At 60.0% G+C, this 17,436-nt stretch carries 17 protein-coding genes and 1 tRNA gene; 13 read left to right on the top strand and 5 right to left on the bottom strand.

The window, feature by feature from the left end:
• Positions 1-27 precede the first annotated feature (27 nt).
• The gene (gene fabF, locus KIO76_RS17700) at positions 28-1,293 is read right to left on the bottom strand and encodes a beta-ketoacyl-ACP synthase II (RefSeq protein ID WP_291975419.1); all 1,266 of its coding nucleotides are present in this window, start codon (positions 1,291-1,293) and stop codon (positions 28-30) included.
• 235 nt (positions 1,294-1,528) lie between these two features.
• Between fabF and KIO76_RS17705 the strand changes: the two genes are divergently transcribed.
• Complete coding sequence (locus KIO76_RS17705) at positions 1,529-2,758, top strand: SAM-dependent methyltransferase (RefSeq protein ID WP_213325328.1); 1,230 nt, start codon at positions 1,529-1,531, stop codon at positions 2,756-2,758.
• Positions 2,759-3,090: 332 nt separating this feature from the next.
• Positions 3,091-3,168 (top strand) — tRNA-Pro (locus tag KIO76_RS17710).
• 140 nt (positions 3,169-3,308) lie between these two features.
• On the opposite strand, the gene KIO76_RS17715 is transcribed toward KIO76_RS17710, so the two are convergent.
• Entirely contained in the window at positions 3,309-3,533 is a 225-nt protein-coding gene (locus KIO76_RS17715) for a hypothetical protein (RefSeq protein ID WP_213324469.1), read from the bottom strand.
• A gap of 338 nt (positions 3,534-3,871) precedes the next feature.
• On the opposite strand from KIO76_RS17715, the gene KIO76_RS17720 reads away from it, so the two are divergent.
• Positions 3,872-4,504, top strand: a complete 633-nt coding sequence (locus tag KIO76_RS17720) for a hypothetical protein (protein ID WP_213324470.1) — start codon at positions 3,872-3,874, stop codon at positions 4,502-4,504.
• A gap of 475 nt (positions 4,505-4,979) precedes the next feature.
• The gene (locus tag KIO76_RS17725; protein WP_213324471.1) at positions 4,980-5,381 is read left to right on the top strand and encodes a YkvA family protein; all 402 of its coding nucleotides are present in this window, start codon (positions 4,980-4,982) and stop codon (positions 5,379-5,381) included.
• 199 nt (positions 5,382-5,580) lie between these two features.
• Here KIO76_RS17725 and KIO76_RS17730 read toward each other — a convergent pair whose 3' ends face one another.
• On the bottom strand, positions 5,581-6,324 hold the full coding sequence (locus KIO76_RS17730) for a class I SAM-dependent methyltransferase (protein WP_349629397.1): 744 nt from the start codon (positions 6,322-6,324) through the stop codon (positions 5,581-5,583).
• 265 nt (positions 6,325-6,589) lie between these two features.
• Positions 6,590-6,892, bottom strand: coding sequence for a hypothetical protein (locus tag KIO76_RS17735; RefSeq protein ID WP_213324472.1), 303 nt, complete (start codon positions 6,890-6,892; stop codon positions 6,590-6,592).
• A 720-nt stretch (positions 6,893-7,612) separates the two neighbouring features.
• Between KIO76_RS17735 and KIO76_RS17740 the strand changes: the two genes are divergently transcribed.
• The gene (locus KIO76_RS17740; protein ID WP_213324473.1) at positions 7,613-8,209 is read left to right on the top strand and encodes a hypothetical protein; all 597 of its coding nucleotides are present in this window, start codon (positions 7,613-7,615) and stop codon (positions 8,207-8,209) included.
• 379 nt (positions 8,210-8,588) lie between these two features.
• Here KIO76_RS17740 and KIO76_RS17745 read toward each other — a convergent pair whose 3' ends face one another.
• On the bottom strand, positions 8,589-9,002 hold the full coding sequence (locus KIO76_RS17745; protein WP_213324474.1) for a DUF1236 domain-containing protein: 414 nt from the start codon (positions 9,000-9,002) through the stop codon (positions 8,589-8,591).
• 385 nt (positions 9,003-9,387) lie between these two features.
• Between KIO76_RS17745 and KIO76_RS17750 the strand changes: the two genes are divergently transcribed.
• From KIO76_RS17750 to KIO76_RS17785, 8 genes are all read left to right on the top strand, one after another.
• On the top strand, positions 9,388-9,645 hold the full coding sequence (locus KIO76_RS17750) for a GlsB/YeaQ/YmgE family stress response membrane protein (protein ID WP_213324475.1): 258 nt from the start codon (positions 9,388-9,390) through the stop codon (positions 9,643-9,645).
• A 164-nt stretch (positions 9,646-9,809) separates the two neighbouring features.
• Entirely contained in the window at positions 9,810-10,379 is a 570-nt protein-coding gene (locus KIO76_RS17755) for an HdeD family acid-resistance protein (protein ID WP_213324476.1), read from the top strand.
• 511 nt (positions 10,380-10,890) lie between these two features.
• Positions 10,891-12,423, top strand: a complete 1,533-nt coding sequence (locus tag KIO76_RS17760) for an ABC transporter substrate-binding protein (RefSeq protein WP_213324477.1) — start codon at positions 10,891-10,893, stop codon at positions 12,421-12,423.
• A 37-nt stretch (positions 12,424-12,460) separates the two neighbouring features.
• Positions 12,461-13,468, top strand: a complete 1,008-nt coding sequence (locus KIO76_RS17765) for an ABC transporter permease (protein WP_213324478.1) — start codon at positions 12,461-12,463, stop codon at positions 13,466-13,468.
• The gene (locus KIO76_RS17770) at positions 13,465-14,367 is read left to right on the top strand and encodes an ABC transporter permease (RefSeq protein WP_213324479.1); all 903 of its coding nucleotides are present in this window, start codon (positions 13,465-13,467) and stop codon (positions 14,365-14,367) included. Before KIO76_RS17765 ends, KIO76_RS17770 begins: the two co-directional genes overlap by 4 nt.
• Positions 14,339-15,358 carry an ABC transporter ATP-binding protein gene (locus tag KIO76_RS17775; RefSeq protein ID WP_213324480.1) on the top strand — a complete coding sequence of 340 codons (1,020 nt, stop codon included), beginning with the start codon at positions 14,339-14,341 and terminating at the stop codon, positions 15,356-15,358. Before KIO76_RS17770 ends, KIO76_RS17775 begins: the two co-directional genes overlap by 29 nt.
• Positions 15,355-16,362: an ABC transporter ATP-binding protein gene (locus KIO76_RS17780; RefSeq protein WP_213324481.1), complete on the top strand. Its 1,008-nt coding sequence runs from the start codon at positions 15,355-15,357 to the stop codon at positions 16,360-16,362. The genes KIO76_RS17775 and KIO76_RS17780 overlap by 4 nt, the downstream gene beginning before the upstream one ends.
• Complete coding sequence (locus tag KIO76_RS17785) at positions 16,352-17,425, top strand: C45 family autoproteolytic acyltransferase/hydrolase (RefSeq protein WP_213324482.1); 1,074 nt, start codon at positions 16,352-16,354, stop codon at positions 17,423-17,425. The genes KIO76_RS17780 and KIO76_RS17785 overlap by 11 nt, the downstream gene beginning before the upstream one ends.
• Positions 17,426-17,436 lie beyond the last annotated feature (11 nt).

Here is a 17,436-nt window from a genome sequence, read left to right on the forward strand (position 1 = left end):
TCGATATCGATCGTTCCGCGCGGCGCTTCAGATGCCGCCGAAGATGACGGATGCATTCACGCCGCCAAAGCCGAAGCCGTTGGAGAGCGCATAGTTGATGGTCTTCGCGCGCGCCTGCGGTCCGATCAGGTCGAGATCGCGGGAAAGGGGGTCCCTGTGCTCGAGATTGAGCGTCGGGGGCAGGATGGAATTGCGCAGCGCCAGGATGCTGAAGATTGCCTCGACGGCGCCTGCCGCTCCCAGCAGATGGCCAGTCGCCGACTTGGTCGAGGAGATGGAAACGGGACTGGAGCCGAAGATGCGGCTTATCGCGGTAAGCTCTGCGGCATCCCCCATCGGCGTCGAGGTCGCGTGGGCATTGATATAGCCGATCTCCGCAGGGTCGATACCAGCCGCGGCAATCGCGAGCCGCATCGCGCGTTGCACACCTTCGCCGTCGGCCGGGGCCGCCGCCATGTGAAAGCCGTCCGAACTCGTGCCATAGCCTGCGAGTTCGGCCAGGGGCCTTGCACCACGGGCCAGCGCATGGTCCATCGCCTCGATGACCAGCATGCCGGCGCCTTCGCCCATGACGAAGCCGTCCCGTTGGATATCGAAGGGCCGCGAGGCCCGTTCAGGCTCATCGTTGAAATGGGTCGAAAGGGCATGGGCGGCGGCGAAACTGCCGAGGCTAACCCGCTCTATGCAGGATTCGGCGCCCCCGCAGACGGCGACGTCTGCTTCACCATTCGCGATGAGCCGTGCGCCGTCACCAATGGCCTGGACGCTCGCGGCGCAGGCCGTCACCGGCGCGCCGATGGGGCCCCGGAAACCATGCCGGATGGAGATCTGGCCCGCCGCCAGATTGACCAGGAAAGAGGGGACGGTAAAGGGCGATAACCGCCGCGGGCCCTTGGTCTGCACCGTGATCATCGCCTCGCTCATCGTCGTGAAGCCGCCGATGCCGGAGGCGATGATGGTCGCGGTGCGTTCGCGCTCGCGCTCGCTGGCGGGACGCCACCCCGCCTGATCGATCGCCTCCTCGGCAGCGCTCAGCGCGAAGAGGATGAAGGGATCCATCCGCTTCTGGTCCTTCGGGGCGACCACATGATCAGGATCATGACCCGCCTTTGGGTCCTCCGCCGTCGTCGGCACCCGCCCTCCAATCTTGGCGGCGACGTCGTAAACCATCGAATCGGGCAGCCGCCGGATGCCGGACTGACCGGCGATCAGCCTGCTCCACACGCGCTCCACGCCGCAGCCGAGCGGCGACACAAGCCCCAGACCGGTGACGACGATACGGCGTTTACTCACTGAAAACCACCTCTCTGCCCGGAAGCATTTCGCCGCGTGGCGCGAAAACTGTAATATTCGCAACTCGAGGTTTGGAATAAGGCAAAGTCGATTTCCAGAGTGTTCGCAGTCGCGAGAGATCCGGCCACCTCCCGAAAACCAGCTTCTCCATTGAACGATGTCGAGAACGCTTGCAAGTGATTGGTTTGGCGTCAAGACTGCCGACGAGCACGAGATGCGCGGGAATGAAGGCAAGATGCTGCTGCTGTCCAATCTTCTGAACAAATTCATCCGCAACGGGACCATGCATCTGACCGATGCGAACGGGAGGCAGCAGGTCTTCGGCGGCAAGGGGCCGGGGCCGGACGTTCATGTCAAGCTCCACGATAAAGCGCTTCATACCAAGCTCTTTCTCAACCCCGAGCTTCACGCCGGTGAAGCCTATATGGATGGCACGCTCACCTTCGGTGAAGGCTCCACAGTCTACGATTTCCTCTATCTGTTTTCCATCAACCGCGCTGGGCTCGGCGCCCACCAATCGCAGAAGCTCATGCGAACCCTGTGGCGTGGCTTGAAGCGGCGCCAGCAAGCCAATCCGGCGAAGGTCGCAGCCGCCAACGCACGCCATCATTACGACCTTTCAACCGATCTCTATCGCCTCTTCCTTGATGAGGGGTTGAACTACTCCTGTGCCTTCTTCGAAGACCCGGAGACGGACACCCTCGAGGAGGCACAGAGAAACAAGCTCAGGCGTATCACCACAAAGCTTAAGCTCGAGCCGGGCATGACGGTGGCCGAGATCGGCTCGGGTTGGGGCTCTTTAGCGATTGAACTGGCGAAGAGCGGTGCGCGCGTCACAGCGATCAACGTATCGCCCGAGCAACTGCGCATCGCGCGCGAGCGTGCAGAGACCGCCGGCGTCGCGGACCTGATCGATTTCCGCGAACTGGACTACCGGGCGCTGGAGGGGCGTTTCGACCGCGTCGTTTCCGTCGGGATGATGGAACATGTCGGCATCGGCCATTTCGACGACTATTTCAGCAAGATCGGGTCGCTCCTCGGCGAGGATGGCTATGCGTTCGTTCATTGCATCGGGCGCATGACACCGCCCGGCACCACCGGCCCATTTATTCGCAAATATATCTTCCCAGGTGGCTATGTGCCGGCCTTGTCGGAGGTGTTCGCGGCCACGGAGCGGGTCGGAATGTGGGTTGCGGACATGGAAGTGCTGCGTCTCCACTACTATTACACCATCAAACATTGGCGCGAGCGCTTCGAAGCGCGCCGGGGCGACGCAGCGTCCCTCTATGACGAGCGCTTCTGCCGGATGTGGGAATTCTATCTCTGCGCCGTGGAGCTCGGCTTCCTCAATGGCTCCAACATGGTGTTCCAACTGCTGTTGTCCCGGAAGCGCGATGCGGTGCCGATCGTGCGTGACTTTATGTTCAAAGAGCCTGGAACCGCTCGCGTCGCTGCAGATGGATAACATCACGGCTTCCCGCGCAGATCGAGGCGAGCGATTGCCGTGAGATCCGCCGGCACCCGGCGCGATCGGGGCCCGCACGCCTTGACGCACTCCGTTCGCCGCGTGAATTGGCGGCGGTTCAGGTCTCCTATCTTTCATCGTGGCGAAGGTGTTGAGATCAGGAGCGTCGTCCCGGCGACATGTTATTGCCGTTTGTCGAACCGAATTGGGGACCCGGCCCGGCCTTTTCCCTACCAAATTCCGATCGTCTGTCCGCTACGATCTGTGGACATACGAATTCGGGCTTGCGCTCCGCCCCGAAAAATCCTACGTCATCAGCGCCGTCGAGGCGTCGGAGCGTAGCGCAGTCCGGTTAGCGCACTAGTCTGGGGGACTAGGGGTCGTGGGTTCAAATCCCGCCGCTCCGACCAAAAGCCTCGATAAAATCAGGGGCATATTTGATTTCCTGTGGACATTGACTAGCTAGTCAAAGGCGAACAAAAGCGGCCAATGGGCGCTTGTGGGCGCACTAAACACCCATAAAAGCACCCACACTGTTTCATGGTTCGTTCTACTCACCGTCAGCCAGCCCGCCGTACGCAACCCGCAGCTTAACCATCCCCGCGGGCACGTCAGGCGGGCCAGGCGGCTTGTGGAGATCGGTGAGACAGGCGAAGCAGGGCTCGCCATTGTACCGGCTGCGCTTCATGGTTGCCATGTGACCACACGCATCCGACAAGCCTATGTCGATGAAGCGGCCCCAGAAGGCGCCCGCCATAGCGGGAAGTTGCCTCATTTGGACTGATCACACGCGGCGCATCGAGCGGCCCTTCGTCAGTCTGTCCACTATTTGGGCAGCGTGACGTCGCGTTGGCTATGGCACGCGAGGAAGTAATGCAGAGTGCGGACGGATGATTATCGCGCCAGAACCCTGAGGACCGGACTATGCCAGCCTTGCCCTTCGGGATATCGCCTGCACGCTGTTCCGGTAAGTGGGCGGGAGTAATTGCAATATCTAAAACCTTATGCTGAAAAACCTTGAAAAGATGGGGCGCCTAACGTACCGAATAGCAGTTCTCTTCGGAGAAATGAATATTAGTAAAATACTACTTCTTTATCGCTGAAGGTTTTGCAATGCCATTCGAGCCACCATTTAAACAAGGCTTTAATCCAGGAGATATCTTCTTCGGTTTGGGAACATTTACGATATGTAAATTGAAAACGTACGGCCATATCATTTCGCCCGATTTGGACCAGCAGCTACTAAACATAAAGCGGTATCTCATCAATGGAGAGAAGAAAACAAGGTTTACACCAAGTGACAATTCTGAATTCGTCGCTGGAATTTTGGAGCATGAAAAATATCGTAAGGCTACTGATCTAAGTTATCCCGATTTTATTCGATGGAGAAAGAAATCGAAATTTGGCTTGTACTGGTATACGCGTGGTGAATCAAGTGCGGCGGTGCATTTTTTTCTTGATCAAATGAATCTCAAGGCTGTTATAAAAAAGAAACATGGAGAAGATTACGTAGATGAATTGGGTGGGAAGCATAGGTCAATCACGGGCTCTGAGTTGCGATGGATTTACAGAAATCGGCATGACCCGCAAGTGCAGAAGAGTGTTCAATTTTGGCGGAACGGATTGCCCGATTATGCTCCTTGGGACGCAAGATTTTGGCAATCCCCTAGCGATTTCTACTCGTGGAAGTATTATTGGCCTCGATCTGCTAAACCACCGATAACGATACGGGCTCCCAACCCTTAGCGCTCGGCTCCCCACTGGACAATTAGTGACGTCCTGCAGGCGCCCAGGCTTCTTCCGACGCTATCCATTCTCCGCCAGGCTCCCATTGACGGCGCGCAACTGCGTCATCCCAGCGGGAACGTCAGGGGGCCCGGGCGGTTTGTGGAGATCGATGAGGTAGGCAGAGCATGGCTCCCATTGTACCGGCTGCGCTTCATGGCTCCCATCCGACGACGCGGACAATCAATGGAAGGCTCTTTCGCGAGTTGGTCGAGTGGGATTTCGGACCGGAGCGCTCCGCGAGACGAGCCAAGCGATATTTCCCGGATTGGCGGCACACATCGCAGCCCATCCGCACGGGTGGTCCGACAGCTTGTGCGCAACGATCACGGCTCATCGCACCAAAGGCTTTGAGCCGTTATGGGAAGCCAGCGACCTGCCAGGACCAATTTGCTATCCTGAGTGCACTGCTGAACGAATCTGCGGAAGATCAACCATGCTGATCGTGCGAGCGAAACTCTGGGCCCGCATCATTAAGCAGGACGTGCTCGCGCTTTGGATCGCGTCCCGGGACAGCCGTACGCCGTGGTACGCGAAGGTCGCTGCCGGCGCGGTTGCGGCCTATGCACTTAGCCCGATAGATCTCATTCCGGATTTCATCCCAGTGCTTGGCTATCTGGATGATCTCATCATCGTGCCGCTAGGCATCCTTCTGGTCATCAAGCTCATCCCGGCGCCGTTAATGGCCGAATACAGGGCTGTCGCTGCCGAGCAAAGCAAGCACACGAGCTACGGCGGCATGATCGCTATTGTGGCGCTATGGCTCGTCGCTGCCGTGCCGTTGTTCTGGTGGCTGTGGCTTTGGGTGCCTCGTTGGCTTTCGAACCAGGCGCTCTGATATGTCGCGCCGGCGATCGGTCTTGTTGCCTTCATCGGCACTGACGGTCTTCCGAGCTCATCAGGACGAGAGCGGTAACGGCCGCTGGCGCTGTGTAAGCGGAGACAACGGATGGCGTCTGCGCTGTTATCACGCCAGGGGCTGCGTTCGCACCACCTGAAGACTAGGCGGTTTTAGGGGTGGGCTCTGCGATCGCGCGTCAGTCTGCTCGCCTCCGTGCAACCCAGGCACCCCAAAACAAGCTGGAGAAGAAGCGCAAGGGAGGCTCGAAACCTGCTACGCGGAGCAAGGCAGCGACGGCTTCCTCGGAATGGGGTGGGTCGGCTCCCTGAAGAATTCTGGCGCGCTTCGCCTCCACTTCCTCGGCCTTTGCGCCCTGTTGTCGCCAACGCTCGCCCCAGGCGGCAAGGAGCAGTGGCTGGCTCGCATAAGCATAGTGATTGCCTGCGAGCACAAAGGGGGCTCCGGGCCTGAGGCGCTGGGATATGGAGCGCAGTATAGCGATTTTCGCCTCGTCACCAGGAAGATGGTGCAGCACCCCGATCAGGGTGGCAGCGTCGAAATGCTCGCTGGCGGGAAGGTCCTCGACAGTTCCAAGAACGATCTTCGTCCTATGGAGGATCCCGTGTTGCTTAAGGCGCTCGATGGCGATGTCCATCATCGGCTGGGACGGGTCAACCGCCGTAAAGCGCCATTGCGGCTCCAATGTCGCGGCGTTCAGGATCTCCTTTGCACCTCCACCGGCTCCTGCGACAAGGATTTGCGCCTCAACGCCGCTCCCGAGGGCGGCGGCGATTACACAGGAAACGAGCTCGTGGCAGGCGTCGTAACCTGCGAGGGCAACGCGGCTTTGCTGCTCATATTCCCCGGCTCGGGCGGGATCGAACTTACTTACTGGATCGGTCGACGCAACCATGACAATGACCTTAGCCGGATTCGCCAACGTCTCTTAGGCTGCCCGTTGCCGAAAATCAAAAGCCAAGGAACGTGGGCCTATCGAACGTCCACGGACCTGCTAGAGCCGGGTGATCAAATACGGGATTTCCGCGCCGTCATTGGTGGGGAAGCTGGCCGGCCGGGCGGTCGGCCAGTCAGATACGCCCCGGTTGCGAGGCGCACGGCGGCGATCGACGCGCCGAAACGCTATCTCAGGTGGTCAAGTATCGTGTGGGTTGTCACGAATGAGCTCCATTCAACAGCCTGAAAAATCAGATCGATAGCCCGAAAGCGCCATCTTCCGGCGCTGACATGCAAAGTGTGTCCACGACTATATCCTCAGAAGCAGGAATCGCGATCTGACGTTCGACTGCCTCGACATAGCTGAAGCCGTCGATTAGATCAGCCAACAACACGATATCATTGATATGTTGCACGTGAGGAAGGCCAAAGGTGGCACTGACCCATGCGTCGTCGAAATCCGCCAGCACCTCATATAGATCGAAATCCGGTGGGTCAATGGCGCGAACGGTGACGGTCGAAACGCTTTCAGGAACACGAATATCAATATACATATATTATCCGATGCAATATATTAATTAAGATATCAAATATCTCGTATGCTGTTCTGGATGAGAATAGCGCGCAGAGACAAACTTGTTGCAAGGCGCGTCATGGCTGATATTTCGGAAAGGGCTCAACGCAGCGGAGTTTTTGTATGTGATAGCGCGCTCCGCTGCAAGCGAGGCTCGGAGCTCTTGGCCGATAAGCCCTGTCGGTGGTGTTAAGCCCCGGCTCGTATCAGCCGTGCTCACCTCGCCACCCATCCTCAAGTTGGGAAAGATTTGGCCGGTGGGTCCTGATTTGCGGCTGTTGGCCTCGCGTAATCCTTGGATCTCGCATTCATCCCATGAATGGCTCGTCCGGGCAGAACGGAAGGACAGGCGGCGGACGCCAGCCCATTCCAAAATAAGGATGTCGAGCAGGGGGCGAGGGAGCGAAAGGCCCTAGTAGTGGCAGACGCTCGGCGGAGGGCTCGCTTGACGTGCAACAGACAGGGAGCGGTCTGGCACTCATTTTCCGATCGATGGTGACGGGCCGTGTTCGAAACTTTGGAAGCATTCCCATTGTGCTTTGGCAGCCGTGGGTTGTTGAGAGAGAAAAATTGCGCGTGCTGCGAGGACGTTGATATACGCGTGAGCTAGCCTTCTTCGACAAATCGTTCGAATGGAGTGCAAGTGCCCCTGCAGCGACGTCCCGCCTTTAATGGCAACCATCCGCCGGACACCGGTCACATGGCCATTGTCAAGTCTCGCTGGTCCGCCAGTTACCTCAATCCGGAAGAGACCAATCCGCCTGAACGGCTTCCTTGGCGAGCGTTCCTGCCCGGCGCAGCCGGCCCCGCGACTGGTGCATTTCTGCTGGTGCACGGCTTGTCGCCGTTCTCATGGGTGGTTCGGGCGGCCTTGGCAGAGAGGGTGCACGTCGAGGCGGGGGGCACGTATTGCATCGTGAGAGGAGTGCCAGCAGAACACACCTACGTCCAGCTGTCAGACATGTATAATCCAGTCACGAGCAAGATCTGTCCTGCAAGACGATCGCCAGCTGTAATTTTATCATACTCTCTCGGCGGATATGAGTTGCTCAATGTTGGTGTTACAGACTTCTGGGACGAGATCCCGCTCAGGTCATGGGTCGACCGCGTCAGTAGTTACAGAAGTGAAAGAACTGACTATCTGGTGTTCGGCTTCCTGTTGCGGGATGCTCTCAACTTAGGCGCGCTCGTTTACAAAGACCAACAGGCGGAAATCGATGGCGCTTTCATGCTGGCCTTGCCAGCAGGTACGCAGTTGCGCGCAAGAATCCTGAAGCGCCATCAGGCGGGCGGCTGATCGACGTCGATCGAAAAAGCGAGACTGCGCTGATGTGGCAATCTTGAGCAGGGGGCTGATATCTCGCTTCTGTAGGCCGCTCGCGAACGGGAATGTCCGCCGGGCGCCGTAACGCGCCAGCCCTCGCTGGATGGCAACTGCTCCTTCGCCGGACTTTTTTGTGGAGCAGCGGTTCAGTCAAATACCTTAGCTTGTCCGTTGGGTGGCCGAGGACAGATCTGGGGCGCGGTCATTGGCTAGTGTAAGGCTCCGATCCGAGAATGGCAAAGCGCGCGTATTACTCCTCTGAAATCGCAATTTTGTGGCCGGCTGGGCGCCAGCACACCAAGATGCAAACGCGCTGCGCCCCGCTGGAAACCAGCGGGGCGCGCATGGAGGGTTATTCGATGACTTGGATCACGCGGCGCGTTTGTGGCTCTACGAGAACCGGTTGGTTGTTGATGACCGTGTAACGGTAGCCCTTCACTCCGTATTCCGGAGGTACTTCGCGATAAACGACGCCCGCTTCGGGCAAGACCGTTCCAACACGGACTTCTTCACTGTATGTATATGATGGGATCTGCTGTTCGACGACATACTGCCTGAAACGAGGCGTATTATCGCCGATTAGGCCGCCGACCAATGCACCGCCAACGCCGCCGACAACCGCGCCCACAGGCCCGCCGACGACCGCGCCGCCAACCGCGCCCGCTGCAGCGCCACCGGCTGCTCCGCCTTGCGCGCCTTGTGGATTCTGAGCCAATGCCAGGGTTGGGACGACCACGAGCATAGCGGCCAATGCAAATTTCCTCATGGCTCTAATCCTCCTGAAATATCTAGAGCAACAGAAGAACAGTCAGCAATTAAAACTGTTCCAAACGGCGATGAATAATTAACTATTACCGCTATTTCGCTTGATTCCCGCCACATATCAGGCTTCTGGAATGTTCGGTCAAAACGCAGCTTGAACCGTGAGGTTCCGCTCCCTCGCTCGGCCGTGCCTGCTGTCGCCCGGAGGTCTTTCCCGAAGGGCTATTGTGCGTCGCACGGATGGTGCAGGTGCGATTTCACGCCCTCCCGGTCTTTATGGTCCGGAACAATGGGACCTTTTGAGAGAAGGGTCTTCTGGAACAATGGGCCGATCGGCGCATTACCGTATTGCCGAAACTGCCAAGCTTCGGATGACAGGAGGACGATTGATGGAAAACGAAGCCGCAACTGTAGGCTGGATCGCGGCCATCATCATAGGCGGCATTGCCGGCTGGCTCGCCGAACAGTTCATGAAAAGTCAGATGGGCCTGATTGGCAACATCATCCTCGGTATCGTTGGTGCCGTTCTTGCCAATTTTCTCCTTGGTCTCGTTGGTGTTGCGTTGGGTGGATGGCTCGGATACCTGATCGCAGGGTTCATCGGTGCTTGCATTCTGATCGCGATCGGTCGCGCCATAAGGCGATAGCCGGCTCTCGGCAATTCCTAGGCGGCGCGCCGGGTTCCGACGGCGCCGCCCCATAAGTTTAATAAGTTCATCTGGCCCCGGGGGCCGTTTGATCTAATTGATCAGACGGGCCCCGCGAACTATCCTTGCGCTGACGGCAGTCGTCGCGAGACAGAGGGACGGGCATGACAAGCGGATACGCCAAAGGAATTCAGTCGCGCGAACTTGGCGAAGGTATTCGCGCAAAATGGGTTTGGTTCCTGTGCCTGGGCCTGCTCTTGGTGGCCGGGGGTGCGCTTGCCATTATGCTACCCGTGATGTCGACCATCGCGGCGAGCCTCGTCCTGGGTCTCGTCCTAGCCTGCGTTGGCATCGTGCAGATCATACAGTCCTTCCAGGTCAAAGGCTGGGTTGGCTTCATCTGGCACCTGTTGATCGGCGTGATCCAGTTCATCGGCGGCGTGCTCATCTATCTCAACCCGCTCGCCGGCGCGATTGCCATCACCGCGCTCATCGCCATCGTGTTCCTGGTACAGGGCGTTTCTCAGCTGATCCTGGCCTTCCGGCTTCGGCCACAAGCCGGCTGGGGATGGTTGCTTACCTCCGGGCTTATTGCTTTGCTGGCGAGCGCCGCGTTGCTTTTGAAATTCCCTTACACAAGCGTTTATACGCCAGGCACGATCGCCGGAATCTCGCTGCTGTTTGCCGGCTGCGCTTACCTCGCCATTGCGTTCACCGCGCGGCGCATCGGCTAGCGCGAGCAGATGCCGCAGTGAAGCAGCCGGAACTCTGTCTTCACCCAGAAGCAGGTTGTGGCTTCTCGCCCGGAATCCAGAACGTGCGCTTTCAATGCTCGTGATGACAGACACCGCTCGTTAAGACCATGGCACATTTCTGATTTCATGATTCCTCCAACACGAAGCCGGGAATGGCGACGTCGCTCGCGAGCTCCGCTCGTGAGTCATTGCTCCGGTGACGGGCTTCCGAAGATGTGCGTGCTGACTGTCATTCCCTTCCTATGAGTCCCCAGCAGTCATTGGAGAGGCCGCTGCCAATCGGCTAGCCGCGATCGTTTATCTTAGCGGGCGCGTGTGAGCCAAACACGCAATGCGGGATTTTCACGCGCCGCGCCTTGCCGAGCTGGAGAGCGCCCGTCAATTCTCTATAAATGTCAGATACTTGAACGATTGTTGAGTTGCTGGTACGCTTCTTGCCATCTCTCGTGCCATAAGTCCGCCAAGAGCACAACACGGCATGGAGGGGTACATGTTGCATAGGATTTCCGCCGCCGCAGCGATTGCGATCCTGCTCTCGCTACCATACGGATCGACGAATGCGAGCGAACTGCGCGTGGGGTTCACGCTCGATGCATTGACCCTCGATCCGGCAAACCACCGCAACCGGCAGACCGAGACCATTCTTCGCAACATCTATGATGGTCTGCTGACACGTGATGCCAAGATGAAGGTTGTGCCGGAACTGGCCGAGTCCTGGACGCAGGTCGATCCGCTCACCTACGACTTCCGCATCCGCCAAGGCGTCAAATTCCACGATGGCTCGGCCATGACGGCGGACGACATTGTCTTCACCTTCGAGCGGCTGACGAAGGATGGCGCGATGGGCGGGCAAACGAGCCCTCGCAAGGATCTGGTCGGGCCGGTCGAGTCGATCACAAAGGTCGACGACAATACGGTGCGTTTCAAGCTGAAGGAGCCCTGGCCGATCCTGCCGGCGATGCTGCCGGTGCAGGAGGTCGTGAGCAAGGCGTTCACCGAGAAGGTCGGCTCGCAGGGACTGGCCACCCAGACCAACGGCAACGGTCCGTTCAAGCTGGTGGAATGGCGCAAGGGTGACGCCATCATTCTCGAGCGTTTCGAGGACTACTACGGCGGCTCGCCCGATATCGCGCCCGTCGGCAAGGCCTGCGTCGACCGCGTCATCTTCCGTATTATTCCTGAGAACGCGTCGCGTGTGGCGGCTCTTCTCGCGGGCGAAGCCGACATCATCGCCGAGCTGCCCCCTTATGACATGAAGAAGGTGGAGGCCAACGCTAATACCAAGGTGATGAAGGTCAACGGCACGCGGTCCTTCTTCGTCGCGCTGAACAACGCCAAGAAGCCTTTCGACGATCCCCGTGTTCGCCGCGCCGCCAATATGGCCGTCAACAAGGCTTTGATCATCGACAAGATCCTGCTCGGGACCGCGGTTCCGCTCAACGGGGTGCTCAGTCCGGATGCTTTCGGCTTCAATCCCGATCTGCCGGAATACGCCTTCGATGTCGAGGCCGGCAAGGCGCTCCTAGCCGAGGCTGGCTATCCCAACGGCCTCGATGTCACTCTCGATACCGAGGGGGCTTACAAGGACATGGCCGAAGCCGTCGCCGCCATGCTGACGAAGGTGGGAATACGCACCAAGGTTGCAGTGGGTGAGGGCTCTACCATCCGCGCGAAATGGGCCCCCGCTGGCGAGAAGAAGGGTGATATGTACTTCAACTCCTGGGGCAATGGCTCCCTGGACCCGGCAGATATCTTCGTTCCGACATTGCGGACAGGCGATCGTGGCAACACGGCCTTCTATTCGAACAAGGAAGTCGACGCTCTGCTCGATGCGGCCAATGTGGAACTCGACCAGACCAAGCGCGCCGATCTCTACAAGAAAGCTCAGGTCCTCGTGAACAAGGATGCGCCCTGGATTTTCCTGTGGCTGCCGCAGGACATCTACGGTGTGTCGAAACGCGTCACGGGGTGGGAGCCGAGCGCCGACAGCCGTATCAACCTGCACGACGCCTGCGTGAAATGAGCTGCGGTCGCGAGGGTGGGCTGATGGAGAGCGCGCGATGAAGCCACTGGCGCTCCTGGGGCGTACGCTCCAGCTTGTCCCGGTTCTTCTCGGCGTCAGCGTCATCGTCTTCGTGATGATGATGCTGACCCCGGGAGATCCCGTGGAGATCATGCTGGCCGATCAGCAGGCGACGCCTCAGCAGGTTGAGACCATGCGCCATGACATGGGGCTCGATCGGCCGGCGCTGGAAAGGTTCGGTGTCTTTCTTGGCAACGCGCTCACCGGCAATTTCGGCCTGAGCTTCTTCCATCGCCGGCCGGTGTTCGACGTGATTGCCGAACGCTTGCCGGCCACCATCGAGCTCACGTTGGCGGCACTCCTCCTGTCGCTGATAATCGCTATTCCTCTCGGTGTAATCGCGGCGATCAAGAAGAACAGCCTGATCGATCGAATGGCGGCCGTCGGCTCGCTATTTGGAATTTCACTACCGGGCTTCTGGTTCGGGATCATTCTCATCATTCTCTTCGCAGTCCATCTCAAGATCCTTCCCGTCGCCGGCCGCATGGATTTTGCCTGTGAGGTGCCGCCCATCACTTACCTCTTAACCATCGACAGCTTGCTGCGCGGCAGACCTGACTGCTTCTCCAACGCCCTGTCGCATCTCATCCTGCCTGCCTTCACGCTCGCGCTGCCAATGGCGGCAGTCCTGACACGCGTGCAACGCACAGCGATGATCGAGGTTCTGCGGTCGGACTACATCACCTTCGCCGAAGCCAAGGGCTTGTCACGAAGGCGCATCCTCTGGCGGCACGCGCTGAAGAACGCGCTTGTGCCGACGGTCACGGTGGCGGCCATCGAGACGGGCTCGCTCCTCGGCGGCAACATGGTGGTGGAGACGGTTTTCGGTTGGCCGGGGCTGGGACGGCTCGTCGTCGAGAGCATCTTCGTCCGTAACTATCCGCTGGTGCAGGCCGCCGTCCTGTTCTACGCCGTGACTTATGTTCTTTTGAATTTCGTCGCGGATATTCTTTATACGGTCCTCAATCCGCGAGTAAAATTATGACCGCGGTGCCAAACGACGGGACGATCGTCCGGGAGCGCTTTGAAAGCCCGACAGGGCAGAGCCTCAGGCGCTTCTTGGCGGACCGGTTCTCCGCCGCCGCAATGGGGATCGTCCTTCTCTTCGTGCTTCTCGCCATTTCTGCGCCTTTCATCGCGCCCCATGATCCCTACGAGACGGATCTGTTCCGGCGCCTACAGCCGCCGGCGTGGATGGAAGGCGGCGAATGGAGCTTCATCCTCGGCTGCGACGGTCTCGGTCGCGATATACTGTCCCGCATCATCTACGGGGCGCGCGTCTCGATCACCATCGGCCTTGCTGTCGTCATGATCGCCACGGTGATCGGCATCATCCTCGGTCTCGCCGCCGGCTATCTCCGTGGCTGGGTCGATATCCTTATCTCGCGGATCATCGATATCCTTCTCGGCTTTCCCTATCTCATCTTCGCGATCGCCTTGATGGCGATGATGGGGCCAGGCCTGCAGAACATCATTCTGGCGCTCGTCCTGAAGGAATGGGTGGTGCCGGCGCGCGTGGTCCGTGGCGAGGTTCTGGCTGCCCGCGAGATGGAATATGTCGAGGCGGCACGGGCTGTTGGAGCGCCGCGCCGCTACATCATGTTCCGCGAGATCCTGCCCAACATCCTATCACCGGTCATCGTGGTGTCCACCATCCGCATGGCGCATGTCATCATTCTCGAGGCGAGCCTATCCTTCCTCGGCATCGGCGTGCAGCCGCCAACGGCATCGTGGGGTTCGATGGTGGCCGATGGCCGTGCCTTCGTCCTTGACGCCTGGTGGGTCAGCACCTTTCCGGGGCTCGCCATTCTCGCGCTTGTTCTGTCCATCAATATTGCCAGCCAAGGCCTTCGTGATGCTTTTGACCCGAAGTTCAGCGACTGACAGGCCGGCGCCGCTGCTCTCGATCCGTGGCCTGAAAACCTGCTTCCCGACGCGCGCCGGGCTCGTCACGGCCGTCGACGGCGTCGATCTCGACGTTCAGCCGGGCGAATGCCTCGGGATCGTCGGAGAAAGCGGTTCCGGCAAAAGCGTGACCTTCGCCAGCGTGATCGGCCTCATTCGCCCACCTGGGCGGATTGCCGAGGGATCGATCCACTTCGACGGCACTGACCTGAGAACACTCGACGCCAACGGGTGGCGCGGCCTGCGCGGGCGTGACATCGCGATGACCATGCAGGACGCCCTGACCGCCCTGAATCCGGCATTGACCGTTGCCGAGCAGATCTGCGAGGTGCTCATAGCCCATGCTGCGGATCTCCCGCGGCGGGGGCGCCGGCGGGCCGCGCGCGAACGCGCCATCGAGATGTTGCGGCTGGTCGGCATTCCCGCCGCGGAAAGCCGGATGGACGACTATCCGCATCAGTTCTCCGGGGGCATGCGCCAGCGTATCATGATCGCCATCGCGCTCGCCTGCCGTCCGAAACTTCTGATCGCGGACGAGCCGACAACAGCGCTCGACGTCACCATCCAGGCGCAGGTGCTGGACCTGATCAGCGATCTTCGCCGCGAGCTCGGCATGAGCGTCGTTCTGATAACGCACGATCTCGGGGTGGTGGCCGAGCATACCGATCGGGTCGCGGTGATGTATGCGGGTCAGATCGTGGAGACGGGCCCAACGCGGGATTTGATCACGCATCCCCGGCATCCCTATACCCGTGGCCTGATTGGCCTTATTCCGCGCCTGTCGGATCTCGACGCGCCCATCAAGCCGATCGAGGGGCGGGTTCCGGAACTGATCGGTCTCGGCGGCACCTGCCGCTTCCATGATCGCTGTGAGTTTCACCGGCCGGAGTGCCGGCATGACATCCCGATGCTGCCCGTGGGTGTCGCGCATGAGGCGCGCTGCATCCGTGCCGGGGAGGATCTGCCATGACATATCAGGGACAGCAGCCGTTGCTTGACGTTCGCAACGTGGAGAAGGTCTACCACCTTAACAATGGCATTCTCCAGCGGATGATGCGCGAGCCGCCGCGCGAGCTGCGCGCTGTCGACCATGTCAGCTTCTCCGTTCAGCCGGGCGAAACGCTCGGCCTCATCGGTGAATCCGGATGCGGCAAGTCCACGCTCGCCCGCACGGTTCTTCGTCTGCACGAGCCGACGTCCGGCAGCATCGTCTTCGATGGAACCGACATCACTCGGCTTCCGCAGGGGGAGATGGCGGCGCTGCGACGGCGTATGCAGATCATTTTCCAGGATCCTTACGCCTCCTTGAACACACGCAAGTCGGTGGAGCAGATCGTCGGCCTGCCGCTCGCCTTGCACGGGGTAGCGAAGCGCGGCGAGCTGCGTGACCGTGTGGTCGCGATGCTGGAGAACGTCGGCCTCAAGAGCGCGCATCTCGGCCGCTATCCGCATCAGTTTTCCGGTGGGCAGCGGCAGCGCATCGGCATCGCCCGAGCGCTCATCCTCAATCCGAGCTTCGTGGTCTGCGACGAGCCGGTCTCGGCGCTCGACGTATCCGTGCAGGCGCAGATCATTGCACTCCTCGGCACTTTGAAGCGCGAGCTAGGCCTGACCTATCTGTTCATCTCCCACGATATTGGGGTGATTGGCCATGTCAGCGATCGCGTAGCCGTCATGTATCTCGGCGATATCGTCGAGATCGGGCCGGCGCGAGCACTGCTCCGCGCCCCACAGCACCCCTATACGAAAGCACTGCTATCCGCCGTGCCGCGGATCGACGCCGGCAGTCGGCGGGAGCGGGTGAAGCTGACCGGCGATCTGCCGTCACCCCTGTCGCCACCGTCCGGCTGCAAGTTCCACACGCGTTGTCCCTTCGCGATGGAAATTTGCCGCCGCGAGGTGCCCGTTCTGCGTGAACACGGCCGTGATGGCCTCGCGGCTTGCCACCTTCTGGAGATGCAGCATGCTGCTTGAGACAGGAACGCCCATGCTCCTTTCTGGGGATGCCTATGCGCGGGGACGGGCGCAGGCCGCGTGCGGCCCCCCCCTCGCGGAGGCGGTGCGTGAGGCCGTCGCCCTGCGCCTGGCGCAAGCCGCTCCCTTGCTGACGCGCGGGGACGTCAGGGAATTCCTCGATCGTCAGGAGGCTAATCTGGAAGGTCTCGATCCAGATGCCGCCGCTGAGACGCGGGGGATAGCCGATGGATTCGAGATCGGTTATTCCGAGCTTCTCACTTATCTCCACCTCGGGCTCCTCCGCGACTTTGCGCAGGATGGCTGTTCGGCATGGGCCTGGGGCATGCCGGGCCAGGCCGACCCTGTCCTTGTCAAGAACCGTGACTACCGGGGCGAGCATGTGGCGCTCCAACGAGTTTTCCTGCATCGCGACCCCGCACGGAATGAAGACGCCGTGTTGTGTGTGGGGAGCCTGGGTAGTCCAGGCGCATTCTCCAGCGGCATGAACGCAAAGGGCCTCGCGATCGTCGATACCCATGTCTCCACACGGGACCATGGCCCAGGCTTGCTGCGCTACTTCCTGATGACCCGTTTGTTGTGGGCCTGCGCCGATGTGGAGGACGCTCTTGGCGTCATCGCGTCGCTGCCGCACGCAGGCGGTGGGTGCATCGTGCTTGCCGATACGGCGGGCAGAACCGCAGCCGTCGAGCTGGGGCACAACGCGCAGGCGGTGGATCGGAGGGTGCCTTTTGTCGTGAAGACCAACCACTTCGTCGATCCCGCTTGCGCGCCGTTCTGGTTTCCAGTCGGCTCCGATCCCATGGCGACAAGCACCCGGGGGCGCTATGCGCGCCTCATGACATGGCTTGGCGCGCGCATGGAGCCGCCGCAACTGGCTGACATCGCCGCACTGATGGGTGGTCACGGCGAGCACGGCGAAGAGGCGCTCTGCCGGCACGGTCAGGACGGAGATTCCAGCACGATTTCCTGTTCGGTATTTGCACCGTCGAAGCGTCGTCTCTACTTTTCAGCGCAAAACCCTTGCGCCGGCGCGTGGAGCGTTTACGACTGCCGGCCCTGATCAGAACGGGG

Source organism: Chelatococcus sp. YT9 (assembly GCF_018398315.1).
In the GTDB taxonomy this organism is placed as follows: domain Bacteria; phylum Pseudomonadota; class Alphaproteobacteria; order Rhizobiales; family Beijerinckiaceae; genus Chelatococcus.

Bases quoted from the DNA above. Each gene is read 5' to 3' on its own strand.
- KIO76_RS17780 (WP_213324481.1), top strand. From the start codon at position 15,355: ATGACATATCAGGGACAGCAGCCGTTGCTTGACGTTCGCAACGTGGAG.
- KIO76_RS17735 (WP_213324472.1), bottom strand. From the start codon at position 6,892: ATGTATATTGATATTCGTGTTCCTGAAAGCGTTTCGACCGTCACCGTT.
- KIO76_RS17760 (WP_213324477.1), top strand. From the start codon at position 10,891: ATGTTGCATAGGATTTCCGCCGCCGCAGCGATTGCGATCCTGCTCTCG.
- KIO76_RS17775 (WP_213324480.1), top strand. From the start codon at position 14,339: ATGCTTTTGACCCGAAGTTCAGCGACTGACAGGCCGGCGCCGCTGCTC.
- KIO76_RS17785 (WP_213324482.1), top strand. From the start codon at position 16,352: ATGCTGCTTGAGACAGGAACGCCCATGCTCCTTTCTGGGGATGCCTAT.
- KIO76_RS17740 (WP_213324473.1), top strand. From the start codon at position 7,613: ATGGCCATTGTCAAGTCTCGCTGGTCCGCCAGTTACCTCAATCCGGAA.
- KIO76_RS17755 (WP_213324476.1), top strand. From the start codon at position 9,810: ATGACAAGCGGATACGCCAAAGGAATTCAGTCGCGCGAACTTGGCGAA.
- KIO76_RS17725 (WP_213324471.1), top strand. From the start codon at position 4,980: ATGCTGATCGTGCGAGCGAAACTCTGGGCCCGCATCATTAAGCAGGAC.
- KIO76_RS17745 (WP_213324474.1), bottom strand. From the start codon at position 9,002: ATGAGGAAATTTGCATTGGCCGCTATGCTCGTGGTCGTCCCAACCCTG.
- KIO76_RS17720 (WP_213324470.1), top strand. From the start codon at position 3,872: ATGCCATTCGAGCCACCATTTAAACAAGGCTTTAATCCAGGAGATATC.
- KIO76_RS17770 (WP_213324479.1), top strand. From the start codon at position 13,465: ATGACCGCGGTGCCAAACGACGGGACGATCGTCCGGGAGCGCTTTGAA.
- KIO76_RS17765 (WP_213324478.1), top strand. From the start codon at position 12,461: ATGAAGCCACTGGCGCTCCTGGGGCGTACGCTCCAGCTTGTCCCGGTT.
- KIO76_RS17750 (WP_213324475.1), top strand. From the start codon at position 9,388: ATGGAAAACGAAGCCGCAACTGTAGGCTGGATCGCGGCCATCATCATA.
- KIO76_RS17705 (WP_213325328.1), top strand. From the start codon at position 1,529: ATGCTGCTGCTGTCCAATCTTCTGAACAAATTCATCCGCAACGGGACC.
- KIO76_RS17715 (WP_213324469.1), bottom strand. From the start codon at position 3,533: ATGAGGCAACTTCCCGCTATGGCGGGCGCCTTCTGGGGCCGCTTCATC.